4 protein-coding genes, 1 tRNA gene, 2 rRNA genes and 2 pseudogenes (1 of these 9 only partly in view) are annotated in these 15,298 nt (G+C 53.5%); 6 read left to right on the forward strand and 3 right to left on the reverse strand.

What is annotated here, in order from left to right; genetic code table 11:
- The 3 genes from NeNHUV3_RS09245 to NeNHUV3_RS09255 form a co-directional block, all read left to right on the forward strand.
- Window positions 1-2,663, forward strand: a 23S ribosomal RNA gene (locus NeNHUV3_RS09245) (it extends 170 nt beyond the left edge of the window).
- 103 nt (window positions 2,664-2,766) lie between these two features.
- Window positions 2,767-2,881 (forward strand): 5S ribosomal RNA (gene rrf, locus NeNHUV3_RS09250).
- 334 nt (window positions 2,882-3,215) lie between these two features.
- Window positions 3,216-3,292 (forward strand) — tRNA-Met (locus NeNHUV3_RS09255).
- 170 nt (window positions 3,293-3,462) lie between these two features.
- Here NeNHUV3_RS09255 and NeNHUV3_RS09260 read toward each other — a convergent pair.
- The 3 genes and pseudogenes from NeNHUV3_RS09260 to NeNHUV3_RS09270 all read right to left on the reverse strand — a co-directional run.
- Window positions 3,463-7,209: a GEVED domain-containing protein gene (locus NeNHUV3_RS09260; protein ID WP_391481036.1), complete on the reverse strand. Its 3,747-nt coding sequence runs from the start codon at window positions 7,207-7,209 to the stop codon at window positions 3,463-3,465.
- A gap of 123 nt (window positions 7,210-7,332) precedes the next feature.
- The gene (locus NeNHUV3_RS09265) at window positions 7,333-9,882 is read right to left on the reverse strand and encodes an ATP-binding protein (RefSeq protein ID WP_391481037.1); all 2,550 of its coding nucleotides are present in this window, start codon (window positions 9,880-9,882) and stop codon (window positions 7,333-7,335) included.
- A 15-nt stretch (window positions 9,883-9,897) separates the two neighbouring features.
- Window positions 9,898-10,116: pseudogene (locus tag NeNHUV3_RS09270) on the reverse strand (oxidoreductase); the annotation flags it as partial.
- 27 nt (window positions 10,117-10,143) lie between these two features.
- Here NeNHUV3_RS09270 and NeNHUV3_RS09275 point away from each other — a divergent pair.
- From NeNHUV3_RS09275 to NeNHUV3_RS09285, 3 genes and pseudogenes are all read left to right on the forward strand, one after another.
- Window positions 10,144-10,380 (forward strand): annotated as a pseudogene (locus tag NeNHUV3_RS09275) (HlyD family efflux transporter periplasmic adaptor subunit); the annotation flags it as partial.
- A 281-nt stretch (window positions 10,381-10,661) separates the two neighbouring features.
- Window positions 10,662-13,757: an efflux RND transporter permease subunit gene (locus NeNHUV3_RS09280; RefSeq protein ID WP_391481039.1), complete on the forward strand. Its 3,096-nt coding sequence runs from the start codon at window positions 10,662-10,664 to the stop codon at window positions 13,755-13,757.
- A 99-nt stretch (window positions 13,758-13,856) separates the two neighbouring features.
- Window positions 13,857-15,224 (forward strand): FAD-dependent oxidoreductase, encoded by a 1,368-nt coding sequence (locus tag NeNHUV3_RS09285; protein WP_391481040.1) that lies wholly within the window; start codon window positions 13,857-13,859, stop codon window positions 15,222-15,224.
- The last annotated feature ends 74 nt before the right edge of the window (window positions 15,225-15,298 follow it).

Below are 15,298 nucleotides of genomic sequence, written 5' to 3' on the forward strand. Positions count from 1 at the left end.
AGCATGGTAAACCAAGTACTTATTACCTGAATACATAGGGTTTTAAGAGCAAACCCGGGGAACTGAAACATCTAAGTACCCGGAGGAAAGGAAATCAATAGATACTCCCCTAGTAGCGGCGAGCGAACGGGGACCAGCCGAGCTGAGATTGTGACTAGAACGTGTTGGGAAGCACGGCCATAGCGGGTGATAGCCCCGTATAGGAAGCATGATTGGACGTATTAAGTAGGGCGGAACACGTGAAATTCTGTCTGAACATCGGAGGACCACCTTCGAAGGCTAAGTACTCCTTACTGACCGATAGTGAACCAGTACCGTGAGGGAAAGGTGAAAAGCACCCCGACGAGGGGAGTGAAACAGTACCTGAAACCGAACGCCTACAATCAGTCGGAGGCTCCTTGAGGGCTGACGGCGTACCTTTTGTATAATGGGTCATCGACTTGGTCTCACGAGCAAGCTTAAGCCGTTAGGTGTAGGCGCAGCGAAAGCGAGTCTTAATAGGGCGAATGAGTTCGTGGGATCAGACCCGAAACCGAGTGATCTAGGCATGATCAGGCTGAAGATAAGGTAACACTTATTGGAGGGCCGAACCCACACCTGTTGAAAAAGGTCGGGATGAATTGTGCCTAGGGGTGAAAGGCCAATCAAACTCGGAGATAGCTGGTTCTCTGCGAAATCTATTTAGGTAGAGCGTCGACCGAATACCCTCGGGGGTAGAGCACTGGATGGGTAATGGGGCCCCACAGGCTTACTGATCCTAACCAAACTCCGAATACCGAGGAGTACTAGTCGGCAGACACACTGCGGATGCTAACGTCCGTAGTGGAGAGGGAAACAACCCTGACCTACAGCTAAGGCCCCTAATTCATGGCTAAGTGGGAAAGCAGGTGGGACGACCAAAACAACCAGGAGGTTGGCTTAGAAGCAGCCATCCTTTAAAGATAGCGTAACAGCTCACTGGTCTAATTAAGTTGTCCTGCGGCGAAGATGTAACGGGGCTCAAGCCATGAGCCGAAGCTTAGGATGCACATAGTGCATGGTAGCAGAGCGTAGTGTGATATAGTTTCTTTCCTCCTTATCTTCCTTTGGGAGTGTTGGAGGAGTGAAACTTTCGATGAAGCCGGCCTGTGAGGGATCCGGTGGAGAGATCACTAGTGAGAATGATGACATGAGTAGCGACAAACAGTGTGAGAGACACTGTCGCCGAAAGTCCAAGGGTTCCTGCTTAAAGTTAATCTGAGCAGGGTAAGCCGACCCCTAAGGCGAGGCCGAAAGGCGTAGTCGATGGGAATCAGGTTAATATTCCTGAGCCAGATGGTAGTGACGGATCTCGAGGGTTGTTCTTCCTTATCGGATTGGAAGGGCCGCTTAGAGGTTCCTGGAAATAGCTCCATCATTAGATCGTACCCTAAACCAACACAGGTGGACTGGTAGAGAATACCAAGGCGCTTGAGAGAACGATGTTGAAGGAACTCGGCAAAATACCTCCGTAAGTTCGCGAGAAGGAGGCCCAGTTTCTACGCAAGTATTGACTGGGGGCACAAACCAGGGGGTGGCGACTGTTTACTAAAAACACAGGGCTCTGCGAAGTCGCAAGACGACGTATAGGGTCTGACGCCTGCCCGGTGCCTGAAGGTTAAAAGGAGAGGTGAGAGCCTTGAATTGAAGCCCAGGTAAACGGCGGCCGTAACTATAACGGTCCTAAGGTAGCGAAATTCCTTGTCGGGTAAGTTCCGACCTGCACGAATGGCGTAACGACTTCCCCGCTGTCTCCAACATCGACTCAGCGAAATTGAATTGCCTGTCAAGATGCAGGCTTCCCGCGGTTAGACGGAAAGACCCCGTGCACCTTTACTACAGCTTCACATTGGCATCAGGCACAACATGTGCAGGATAGGTGGTAGGCTTTGAAGCGCAGACGCCAGTCTGCGTGGAGCCATCCTTGAGATACCACCCTTGTTCTGCTTGATGTCTAACCGCGGTCCGTTATCCGGATCCGGGACCCTGTGTGGCGGGTAGTTTGACTGGGGCGGTCGCCTCCTAAAGCGTAACGGAGGCGCGCGAAGGTTGGCTCAGAGCGGTCGGAAATCGCTCGTTGAGTGCAATGGCAGAAGCCAGCCTGACTGCGAGACTGACAAGTCGAGCAGAGTCGAAAGACGGCCATAGTGATCCGGTGGTCCCGAGTGGAAGGGCCATCGCTCAACGGATAAAAGGTACGCCGGGGATAACAGGCTGATGGTGCCCAAGAGTCCATATCGACGGCACCGTTTGGCACCTCGATGTCGGCTCATCTCATCCTGGGGCTGGAGCAGGTCCCAAGGGTACGGCTGTTCGCCGTTTAAAGAGGTACGTGAGCTGGGTTTAGAACGTCGTGAGACAGTTCGGTCCCTATCTGCCGTGGGTGTAGGATACTTGAGAGGAGTTGCCCCTAGTACGAGAGGACCGGGGTGAACGATCCACTGGTGTACCAGTTGTTCCGCCAGGAGCAGTGCTGGGTAGCTATGATCGGACAGGATAACCGCTGAAGGCATCTAAGCGGGAAGCCCCCCTCAAAACAAGGTATCCCTGAGAGCCGTGGAAGACCACCACGTCGATAGGCCGGAGATGTAAGTGCGGTAACGCACTCAGTTGACCGGTACTAATTGCTCGATAGGCTTGATTTGATCCAGTAGAAGACAGTCTTCTACGGACACAATCAAAAGCATACACAACTACACAAGTTACGAAAATCTGGATTAAAAATGTTTGTAATGGTTCTTTCTTTGGTTTGGTGATCATAGCGCAAGTGAAACACCCAGCCCCATCCCGAACCTGGCAGTTAAGCACTGTTGCGCCGATGGTACTGCGTCTTAAGGCGTGGGAGAGTAGGTCATCGCCAAACCTAACAAAGAACCAATACTCTATATTCGATTATCATACATTAGGCCGCTACGAGTTCAGCTCGTGGCGGCTTTTTTGTGTCTTATACCACCTGAAATCTTAATGCGCGGTGCTGGGCGTGGGGTCTGCTGGGCCGCAGCTACAGATAGCCCCCCTCTGAAACCGGCTATCCTGAGAGCCGCATCATGATCGCACCCCCCTGAAATCTGCCCGTCCCAATTGACGCCATGGACCACAACGCAGCAGACCTCACCTCCCTCCCATAAACAAAATCAACCAAACCCCAAATCCGCCCTTGCAGACAACACAACCCCAAACTAAACAAACCAAGTTGGCGCGGGATGGAGCAGCCCGGTAGCTCGTCAGGCTCATAACCTGAAGGTCGTAGGTTCAAATCCTACTCCCGCAACCAACGCTAATCCGACACCCCGCCCGTAATACGGCGGGGTTCGTCGTTTGTAGGCCCTGATAACTCCAAGATAGCCGCTAATTCTCCATATAATTCCTGGCTGGGCACAGCCTTCGAAAGGCAGTGGCCACCTTGACTCTCGCACCCAACTGCAAACCAACAGGCGAACAGCGTTACGGGGCCACACGCACGCGAAACGCTAAACCTGCCTTGGCTCCCGGTGCAAAACTTCCGCTGCATTGCCATTCCAAGTCACCAGAATAACCTGATGTGTTTGCGCCAGATGTTGCGATGCTACACGTCACATCGGGGCCTAACGACACGGGGCTTTCAATCGCCTCGCTCAACGATGTGTAGGGCGGAGTGCGGTCAAAGATAGCGATGTCGGACGCAGACAAAGTCCCGATGTTCTCAACGGTTATCTCATACTCAAGCACATCACCGCTGGCGGCACTGTTTTGGGTTGATACAGCAGTGTCGGCTGTCACGTTGCGGACCGTTTTTGTAAGCCGCAGTGTGCTTTGTTGCGTTTCGATTGTGATGCGGTCGGTGTTTGAAGCACTTTGTGTAACGCCTGTGTTGCCGTAGGTTGTTACGGCTGAGACCTGAAAGGGTGCGCTTGCCCCATTTGGAGCGCCGGATCCGCTGGTGACGCGGGCGACTAAGCAAATTTCGGTATCTGGGTTAATCGGTTGTGATGCGGTGATTGGTTCTTCTGGTGTGCCATCGCAATTTGCATCTCTGAACAGTGCCACGCTGACCGGACTGTTGGGTGAGATATCCACGTCAAATACTACGGTGCCTGACGCATCGGCGGTGTAACGATGGGAGAGGTTTATCACTTGGCCAGGTCGCATCGCTGCTTGCCGATCACTGGCCAGTGTTGCGCCACGAATGAACCCGATGTCGAGGTTTAGATAGGATGTACCAGCAGCAGGTCGAAAGCGGTAAATGCCGTCACGTGTGTTTTGGTCATTCAGCTCCAGCAGGCCATCAGTGTTGTTCGACACGATCACAAAGCCAGTCTCAGCGGTGCTGCTGATCCCTATCATTTCTGTGTAGCCATCTGGCAAAGTCAGCGACCAATTCCCGTCCGCGTCCACTTCAGGCGTGTCGATCAATGCTCCTGATGCGTCAAATATGCTGACTTGCCCAATCTGTCCGCCCAATTCACCGCCACTTTGTTGCCCATCAAAGGCCGTCGCGTTCGCCCCGTTATCAATGAACAGGGTTCCGGAAATCACTGCACCTGTGCCGACATAAGACACAGTTGCGCTTGCCTCGTCGTCATCGGCAACGCCATCGGACAAATCATCAACTGTGGGACCTGTGCTTGGATCACTGTCTGGATCTGGCGGGTCAGAATTGATGATCTCAGCTATGTTTGTATGTTCGCCCGCTGCGTTCATTGTGGCGCGAATGGTTAATGTTTGACTTGTGCCCGCAGCCAGTGCGCCGACTTGCCAGAGCCCTGTGTCGGCAGCAAAGTTTTGTGTGTCATCGGTCAAGAGGTGCGATTGATAGGTGTAGCCGGAGGGCAGAAGATCAAGCACTTGCACACCGGTTGCGGTATCTGGTCCTGCGTTTGACACGATCAGTTCGAAATCAATTTCTGTTCCAGCGGTAGCCTCGGTAATGACTGCGCTGGTTGATGCGGACAGGGCACTTTTCGTGATAGACAGATCTGCCGAAGGGGGTTGAACCGAAAAGCCGAAATTCTGCTCACTCATATCCGTATCAATGCTGACGGATACGGCGCGCAATGGATTGTCTGTTGAAGGTGACAGGTCTGCGGGTATTTCTGGGTCGGACGGGTCTACTTTGATGAGGTACGTTGTGAGTGTGCTAAGTGCTGCAAAGCTGTAGGCGCCGTTGGCGTCTGTTTCAGTTGTGCCTAACTCAATATCATCGGTCTCGTCCTGCGGTGTGCCTTTGTCATCAAAGAGTGTGATCAGAATACCCGCAGGCAATAGCGCCTCATCGGTGGTAAAGACATCATCGCCGTTTCCATCTTCGAACAATTTGCCTGAAATGGACCCTTGGGGTGTGACAAATACGATTTCGTAGTCCTCTACCTCCCCGTCTGTTGCATTTGCATCTGTGCTAAGTTGTTGGGTGCTTGAGTAGCGAAAGCGCGCGAACGTGGTTTGTAAGCTGCTGTCTGCGGGGACCGATACTGACAAGTTGATGTCGCCGTCGCCATCGGTGTCTTGCAGATCATCAGAGATCACTTCATCGGCGTCGAACTGCCCGTTTCCGTCCCAATCAAGCCATGCCATCAAATAGCCGTTGCCCGTTGTCGGTTCTGTCACGTTTACGGAAATCGTGGCGGTCTGGCCTTTTGTCAGTACTGGAATGCTGACCCCATCTTCATCATCGTTTCCGTCTTGGTCGTCACCCAAAGCCGAAGGGCTGCTGATGTGCTGTTGCTCACCATCAGCTGGAATTTGCCCCATAAACAATGCTGGCGATAATCCGTGCGATGGTGTGCCATATGCGTTGATGTTGGTGCCGTCTGGCGCGGTGCCCGAGATGGGGCAGTCGCCAAAATCATCACATGTATTGGACAACCCAAACGCAGTGGCTTCTCCGCCGCCAATCGTAATACCCAAGCCTGCAAGGATCGGGTCGACGGCTTGGCCAAGTGCGGCCGTTAGACTTTCGTCCACAACTTCACTGATCGTTGTTGAAAGAGCGGTCTCTAGTAGGACCTCAACCGCATCAAGTGATCCATCGCCGGGAAGCTCAAGATCAACTTGCAGGTTGTTTGTAATTGCATTGACCACACGTTCCGTTGCGTCCACAGGCACGTCCAGTTCTTCGGTCTGCGGGTAGGGCCCTGTGAAGTCTAGTGTGCCGGAGCCGAAAGACACCGTTTCACCGTTAGATGAGGCAGAGATTGATGTGGGAATTATTGTTTCGGGCACCAAAGGCGGAAGGCCTGCCAAAATAACTTCGGCTCCGGCGATTGTTGACGGGCCAATATCTGACGCGGTGATGACGCGGTCGCGGTTAAAGTACACACTGTCGTCAATCTCGCCGAGGTATGCGTTTACAACCCCCGGTGTCATTGTGACCTGTGCAGTTTGGTTGGCCGCATTCACATCTGTGACGGTGCCATCAGCCTCGCCCACCTCGATGTAAAATGACAATTCAGGCGGTTCTATTTCAAGAGCCGCTAGCCCAACATCGATGGACTGGGGCGCGTTTTCTAGGGTGACATCGATCTTTGTGCGGACAGCAGCAGAACGAAAACTTGTGCCTTCGGGTCCGCATACAAGCTGTGGAGGTTCGGTAACCTGTACGTAAGTTCTAACCTCACCAAAACCGACAATGTTTGCTACTATTGGCGTGGGCGTGGTTGCGCCATATTCAGCGTTGTAAAGCTGCGCGCTTCCACTGATCAAATCCAAAGTCGAAATGTTCGCGTCTGATAATTCATCGTCAGTCGTGTCGAGTACCAGAAAATCACTTAGCAAGACACCATCTGATAGGCCGCTTGCATTGGTCGCGAGGGCCCGAAGAGCTGTGGCCGCGGCAGGGTCCCCGTTGGTTTCAGCCGCGTTGGCAGCTGCAGTAAAAATTTCGGATAGGGTCGCTTCTGAATTAAGCGCTTCATCCGCCGAATTTGTGCCCGTCACGTTTTCCAATTCTGTAACGAAGTCGTTGATTGGAACCTGCGAGCCCACAAGATCAGCACGTACGTCGTCAAGGCCCAGTTCAGCACCAACCAAGCTGGAGAGCGTTTCATCGGTGAACTGCAAACCTGAAGTTACGTCGTTCAACATTGATGAACTGGCTGAGATACACAGTTCATCACATCCGTCACTTCCGGTGGTTTGGGCGACAACTGGTGGGGCCAATAGCCAAAGCCCAATCGCGAGGGTGACGGCTGCTATGTGGATTGTGATGTTGGTCATATTCTTGCCTTGAAGCACGGTGTTTCAAAGACAAGATATGCTGCCCAGTGGCCCGCAACGTGACGCATACTGGGCATCACGCAATGCGTAAGAGTGGTGGGCTACCCATTCGGATAGTTGGTTCTATGTAGCGACTTTCTGGGACTGCCCCAGCGTGTTGTTCCACGCATCAAACGTGTCGGCTGCGATGTTTTCGAGTTGCTTTACCAAGTCTATCGCGTCTTGTGCGTTCCCTGTTTTGCAAGCTGTTTCGATGTCTTGCAGAACGCTGTGTAGGTGCTTTGCCCCTAGCATACCGCAGGATCCGGCCATGGAATGTGCATAGGTCTGGATGCCTGCCAAATCTTGCGTCGCTTGAATTTCATCAATTTGCGTTTTGAATTGGGTCTTCAAAAGGGCAAGCCTGTCCATGAACGTGTCGTGTCCCAGCATCGCGATCAATTCGTTGACTTGGGCAACATCCACAAGGCGCTCGGATGAGCCGGGCAAGGTTTCAGGTGTGTTGTGTTGGTCTTTTTCCGTACCAAGCAGACAGGCGTCCAGCTCTTTCAGGTTGATAGGTTTTGCCAAAAATCCTGTCATGCCAGCGTCAGTAAAGGCGGTGCGCTCTTGTGGTAGGGCATGCGCGGTAACGGCGATAATATGCGTGTTTTGATTTGGCCCGCGTGACGCGCGTATCCGCTGGGTGGCTTGGGTGCCGCTCACACCCGGCATGGAAATGTCCATCAAGATGGCGTCAAAGCGGTGCTCCAGCGAGATATCCACCGCTTGCTGCCCGCCCGTCGCGTAGCACACTTTGTGGCCAAGCCGTTCTAGCATCGCGCCAAGCAAGTCGCGGTTAATCTCATTATCGTCGACCACCAACAGGCTTTGGCAGTTTTTGCTGCTCTCATATGAGGTTGTCTGTTGTGTATTGTTCGTTGTGGCGGGGGCGGCTTCTTGCATCGGGAGGATCACTTGGAAGTGGGTGCCTACGCCAAGGGTGGATTTACAGGTGATTTCACCGCCCAAATTGGTGACGAAACGTTGCACAATCCCAAGGCCCAATCCGGTGCCATTTGTGCGGCGCTCATAGCTGCTGTCCAGAGAGACGAAGTCATCAAAAATGCGCTTTACGTCATCCTCTGCGATGCCAATTCCAGTGTCCGTTATATCAAATATAAGCGTGCCGTTTTCCTTGGAATAGGATGTCTCAAGCTTCACAGAACCACCCGGCGTAAACTTGATCGCGTTGCTCAACAGATTGACGATGATCTGCTGGATGGCTCGTTGATCCGTCAAAAAGAACTGCTGGCCGGCCTCTGGCTGAACCAACTCAATCGCGGTTTGATTGTCGCGGGCCAGGGGTTGCAGCGTGGCCACCAGGCTGTTGGTCAGTGCTGCAATATCGCAAGGTGTTGGCTCTGGGGTCTTGCGCTTTTCGGCGCTTTCAATAGCCAGAACATCGTTAATATGCCCCAACAAAATATCGCCCGATGTCAGTGCCGCCCCAACGTATGACCTTTGTTTGCTGTTTAACTCACTGCCTTCCAGCATTTGCAGCGCAGACAGCACGCCGTTCAGGGGGGTGCGCATTTCGTGGCTCATCATTGCAAAGAACCGCGAGCGTTCACGGTTTGCGCTAAGTGCATCGTCACGGCTGCTGATAAGCTCGGCCTTTTGTGCCTTTTGATCGGTGATATTGCGCACATAGCAGATGAAAAACGCATGAGATCCCGCATGGGCGATGGAGGCGGTCATTTCCGCAGGAAAGGCGTGACCGTCTTGGTGCATCATGTTGAGCTCTTGGCGGCCTTTTTCGGCAAAGGTCGTTTTGCCGGTCTGCCGGTAGTTTGCCATGGCGGCGTAAAACATTTTGCTTTCTTCGGCGGGCAGTAACAGGTCAAAGAAGCTTTGGCCGATTGCTTGGTCACGGGTAAAGCCAAACACGTCTTCGGCGGATTGACTGAAGTCGATGATGATCGCGTTTTCATCAGTCACAACCACCCCATCCAATGAGCCGCGCAGGGTTGCCGAAAGACGCTGATCCTTTTCATCAGCCAGTTGTGTTGTGGCGTTGAGTGTTTTTGCTTGTCGCAAAAGCCCCGCGATCATCAAAACTAAGATGATGATCATTGAGCTGACCGAGATGATCAAAATCTCGATGAGGTTGATAATTTTTTCACGCTCGCGCTGTCCGGTTTTGGCTTCATAACTGACGAAATCAAGCCCGATCTTGCGGGGAAGCGGGCGCACGGTTTCCAGGGTTTCTGCCAACTGCTCCAGTTGCCCAAAGAGTTGTGCGTCAGTGCCATCAATTAGTGGAACCTGCGCATCCAGAACTGCTTGCAGCTTCAGTAGATCAGCGTTGAACTGACCGGCCTGCGAGCCAAACCGCAGTGGCAAAGTGCGGCTGTAGAAAATATCAAAACGCTTGCGAACATCCTCAACATCTTCGGGGCCACCCGCGAGCGCGTCATCAATGGCGTCTTGTAGTTTGAGGTATTCAATTTCGAGCTGTGCAGCCATGTATTCTTGCTGGCCTTGTTTCGCGACACCAAGATTGTCGACATACGCCCACACAGAATACGACAGGTAGCTGATCGCGATACACCCAACTATGATGGCAATCGAAATGGTGCCAAACGCCCAACGGAACAATTTGGTAGCGACGGATAGGGGGAGTGAGCTCATGCGGGGTGCCGTTCTTTATTGGGTAATCAAGCGATCAAGCTGCCAGATCGAGCGCGAGTAGACAGTTTCGGTCTGATAGCTTTTCTTGTCGTCATAAGGGTACACAATCCACAGCGGGCCTTTGCGCCGCCTGCTCATTTCCGCCCCGTTTTGCTTGTATGCAATGATTGGTCCGTCAGAAACAGCATCGGCCACAGGGATATTGACCGCATAATCGTTCACTGCAATGGCGCGTAGCTGGCCGTTTGAAATGTTGATGCTGGTGAATATGTTTCGGCTGGATCAGACGTTGGGCGATTGGTTGATATTACGCCACTGACAGTTGCCATCCAAGTACCTCAGCAGGCGCTGACCCGACTGCAGGTTGGGCAAGCCGCGACAGTCCGCTTCATCACGGGCGAAGAGCGTGAAGGCGTTGTTACGTTTGTTGGCACGTCTGCTGCCGCGGAAACACGGACGTTTTTGGCCGAGGTCGAAGTTTCTAATGAGGGCGGTGAGATCCCCGCAGGTATTTCAGCCGAAATCGTTATTCCAACGGGCGAGGTCACTGCTCACTTCATGTCACCGTCGATCGTTTCTTTGGACACGGCGGGCAACCTTGGGGTCAAAACGGTCGATAACGATGACGTGGTTGCGTTCTTTCCTGTGCGCATCGTCAAGGCGCAGATCGATGGCATTTGGGTCACCGGATTACCTGACGAGGTACAGCTGATCACCGTGGGGCAGGGGTTTGTAAATGAGGGAGAATTGGTTGCCCCAAGCGTTGAAGGTGCCGCGCAATGAACAGCTTGATTGATGCAGCTTTCTCGCGCTCGCGCGTTGTGGTTATGGCGCTTGTCATGGTGCTGGCCGTGGGCGCGTTCGCGTATGTTTCAATTCCCAAAGAGTCCAATCCAGAGGTGCCACTGCCTTTGTTTTACGTCTCAACGGGTCTCGATGGTATAAGTCCCAGTGATGCTGAGCGGTTGCTTCTTGAGCCGATGGAGGCCGAGTTTGGATCAATCGAAGGGTTGGACCAGATGAGTTCGGATGCGACCGAAGGCTTTGCCTCGATCCAGCTTGAGTTCACGCCCGGTGGCGACAACGATGAGGCGCTTGATAAAGTGCGCGAGGCGGCGGACCGGGCGCAAAGTGATCTGCCCACGGATGCACGCGACATCACAATTACAGAGATCAACACGGCTCTGTTCCCGATCATCACCACGATTATCTCAGGGCCTGTGCCAGAACGTACTTTGAACTCTCTTGCGGAAACTCTGCAGGAAGAAATCGAAGGCCTTGAAGGTGTTCTTGAGGCAGAGATCGGCGGCCAGCGTTTTGAGTTTCTTGAGGTACTGATCGACCCGACGGTTTTCCAAACTTATAACCTGTCATTTGACGAACTTATCGGGCAGATACAGCGCAACAACAGGCTGATCGCGGCGGGTGCTATTGAAACGGGTTCTGGGCGCATCGTGCTGAAGGTTCCCGGTCTTATTGAGGATCTGGAAGACGTCATGGCCATGCCCGTCAAAGTGCGCGGTGATGCGGTTGTGACGTTTGGGGATGTGGCCACGATCCGCCGTACGTTTGAGGACCCCAATTCGTTTGCGCGCATCAACGGCCAGCCTGCGCTTGCGCTGGAGGTGACAAAACGCTCAGGCGCGAATATCATTGATACAGTCGCACAGGTCCGCGCAATTGTTGAAACGTTGCGCGTTGATTGGCCCGACAGCATCGAAGTGACTTACCTTCAAGATCAATCCAAGCAGGTGAAAGACATGCTGAGTGATCTGGAAGCCAATGTGATTGCTGCCGTGATTTTGGTCATGATTGTGATCGTTCTTGCGTTGGGGTTCAGGTCGTCAATTTTGGTGGGGCTTGCAATTCCCGGTGCGTTTTTGGCGGGGGTAATTGCGCTGTGGAGTATGGATTACACGATGAACATCGTTGTGCTGTTCTCACTGATCTTGGTTGTGGGGATGTTGGTAGATGGTGCGATCGTCACGACCGAATTAGCGGACCGAAAATTGCAAGAAGGGGCAAGCGCACCTGAGGCGTACTCCTTTGCGGCCAAGCGCATGGCGTGGCCGATTATTGCCTCAACTGCCACTACACTTTCTGTCTTTTTCCCGCTCCTTTTCTGGACCGGCATGGTGGGCGAATTCATGAAGTTTTTGCCGATCACTGTGATCCTTACGCTTTTCGCATCGCTTTTTATGGCGTTGATTTTCATTCCGGTCGTTGGTGGGCTGATCGGCAAACGGCAGCCACAGACTGCCAAAGCCAAGGCAGCTTTGCACGCCGCCGAAGTGGGCGACCCACGCAATATGAGCGGCTTTACAGGTGCCTATGTGCGCGTGTTGGAGTGGGCCATATTGCGGCCAACGGCTACGCTGTTGCTGGCGGTTGCTCTCTTGTTGGGGGCTTTCGGGGCCTACGGCCAGTTCGGTCGCGGGATCAGTTTCTTCCCGTCAGTTGAGCCTGATTTCATGCAAGTACAGGTGCGCGCACGGGATAACTTTTCGATTTTTGAGCGGGATGCTTTGGTGCGTGCTGTGGAAGACCGTTTGCTTGGGTATGATGAGATTGCCAGCATTTACGCGCGCTCGATGATGTCGGCGGGTCAAGGGGATGAGGAAACAATCGGGACGCTACAACTTGAACTCACACCGTGGGATACGCGGCGCACGGCTGCGCAAATTGGTGTGGATATCCGCGAAAGCGTTGCTGATATTGCGGGTATCGATGTGCAGGTGCAGACAGAAAGTGGCGGCCCTACTGCGGGCAAGCCCGTGAACTTGCAGATTACCGCCCGCAACCCGGATGTTCAGGGTAAAGCTGTTCAGCAAATTCGTGACATCATGGACAAACTTGGCGGCTTTACGGACGTTACTGATACGCGGCCCGTGCCGGGTGTGGAGGTTTTCATCCTTGTTAATCGCGCTGAGGCTGCACGGTTTGGGGCAGATGTCAGTCTTTTGGGGCAAGCTGTGCAATTGCTTACCCAAGGGATCACTGTTGCCGACTACCGGCCTGATGACATCGACGGCTCACTTGATATTCGCGTGCGTTTTCCGCGTGAAGACAGGTCTTTGTCTGAGCTTGGTAGTTTGCGCGTGCCGACGTCTTCAGGGTTGGTGCCAATTGCAAACTTTGTCACTTTTGCGCCGTCTGATCGCACGGGCGTTATCCGCCGTATCGATGAAAAGCGGGTGACAAGCATTGAGGCAAACGTGGCGCCGGGCTTTTTGGTGAATGACCAAGTGATTGCCCTGACGGCCGCATTGGCAGAGGCAGAATTGCCCGACGGTGTTGAGTTTAGCTTTGCTGGTGAGGCAGAAGACCAACAGGAAAGCATGATCTTTCTCGCGTCTGCGTTCGCTGCTGCAATCTTCTTGATGTTTGTCATTCTGGTGCTGCAGTTTAACAATTTCTTCCAAGCCTTTGTTGTCATGTCGGCAATCATTTTCTCAATTGCCGGGGTGCTGCTTGGGCTGATTATCACTGGGCGTCCGTTTGGCGTTGTAATGGGCGGTATCGGCGTGATCGCTTTGGCGGGGATCGTCGTGAACAACAATATTGTTTTGATCGACACATATAATGACCTCAAAAAGCTGGGCCAATCGCCTTTGGAGGCGGCATTACGGACGGGCGCACAGCGTTTAAGGCCGGTTATTTTGACCTCGGTGACAACTGCCTTGGGGTTGATGCCAATGGTGATCGGGCTGAACCTGAATTTCTTCACCCGAGAGATCGTGTATGGTGCGCCTTCGACGCAGTGGTGGACCGAGCTGTCATCGGCCATTGCGGGCGGGTTAGTCGTTGCAACTGTGCTCACCCTTGTGGTGACACCTGCAATGCTGATGCTTGGTGAAAAACGGCGGCAAGGATAGTGTGCTGATGATATGCGAGGGCTAAAAATTCATTGCGCCTGTGTGTGCCCGCGGTACCGTAGCTGGTGAACGAAACGGACGGCTGATGCGGGAGGCGTGATGTCTTTGACCTCAATTTTGGAACCGGCGCGTGAAACCCCTGTGGTTCACAAAACGGACGTGCTTGTTGTCGGCTCTGGCCCCGCCGGGTTGGCCGCGGCGCTTGCGGCCGCAAGATGCGGTGTAGAAGTGACCTTGTTGGAGCGCTTTGGCTGTTTTGGCGGCAACATTACTGTCGTCGGTGTCGAAGGGTTTGCTTGGTACCGCCACGAGCAAACCGTAGAAGCGAACGGTATCGGTCGCGAGTTTGAAGAGCGCGCCAAAGCAATGGGTGCTGCTGTGCCTGAGAGCCAATCGCTGAGCTATGAGTTAGACAGCGAGGGGTTTAAGCTGGTCGCTGATCGCCTTGTTGAGGAGGCAGGTATTCACCCGATGCTGCACCGGCAGTTTGTAGCGCCCATCATAACCGATGGCGCTGTTGCAGGGGTGATTGTGGAATCGAAAGCGGGGCGTGAAGCGATATTGGCCAAGCGCATTATTGATGCCACAGGCGACGCTGATGTTGCGGCCCGAGCGGGCTGCGCAACGGTAAAAACACCCGTCGAAGAGATGCAGGCCGCCAGCGTCATGTTCCATTTGGCTGGTGTGGATAAGACCAAGTTTATGGAGGGGGTCCGCAGTAATCCGCAGACCTATAAAGACTGGTCCTCGGGCGAGTGGGAAGTTGAAACGGACGGCAAAGAAGACACGATGTTTTCGCCCTTCTTGGGCAAGCCGTTTGAGCAGGCGATCCGCGACGGTGTCATCCCTGCGCATTTGAACACGATTGGTGGCACGTGGGGCGCGGTGCACGACAGTGGTGAGATGACCTATATGAACCTTATCCATCTGGCGGGCTGCGATGGCACGGACCCCGACAGCATGACACAGTTCGAAATCGAGGGCCGCAAACAGGCGATGCACGCGATTGACGCGCTTCGCCAGTATACGCCCGGCTGTGATGGCGTGCGGCTGCGGAACTTTGGAATGTCGATCGGCATTCGCGACACGCGCAAAATTGATGCGGTGTATAATATGACCGAACAGGATGTGCGCGGAGAGGCTAGATTTGAGGACAGTATCGGCATCTATCCGGAGTTCATCGATGGTTATGGCATTTTGATTTTGCCGACGACGGGGCGGTACATGCATATCCCCTATCGTTCGATGCTGCCCAAGGGTGTGAAGAACCTGATCGTGGCAGGGCGGGCCACAGGGGGGGATCGTATTTCCCACGCAGCGACCCGAAACATGGCGTGCTGCGCGGTGCAGGGGCAGGGCGCAGGTGTTGCGGCTGCGTGGTCCGTAAAGAACAACACTGCTTTTGAAGATGTTGATATCCAAGCCATCCAGAGGGTGATTGAAGGGCAAGGGGTGCGCATCCATTGATCTGGTGTGCTTGGTTGGTTTCGATGGCTAGAAAGCAAAGAGAGCAACATATTGGCGATGAAATACTGAAACAC

It is taken from the genome of Nereida sp. NH-UV-3, assembly GCF_042939535.1.
Taxonomy (GTDB): domain Bacteria; phylum Pseudomonadota; class Alphaproteobacteria; order Rhodobacterales; family Rhodobacteraceae; genus Nereida; species Nereida ignava.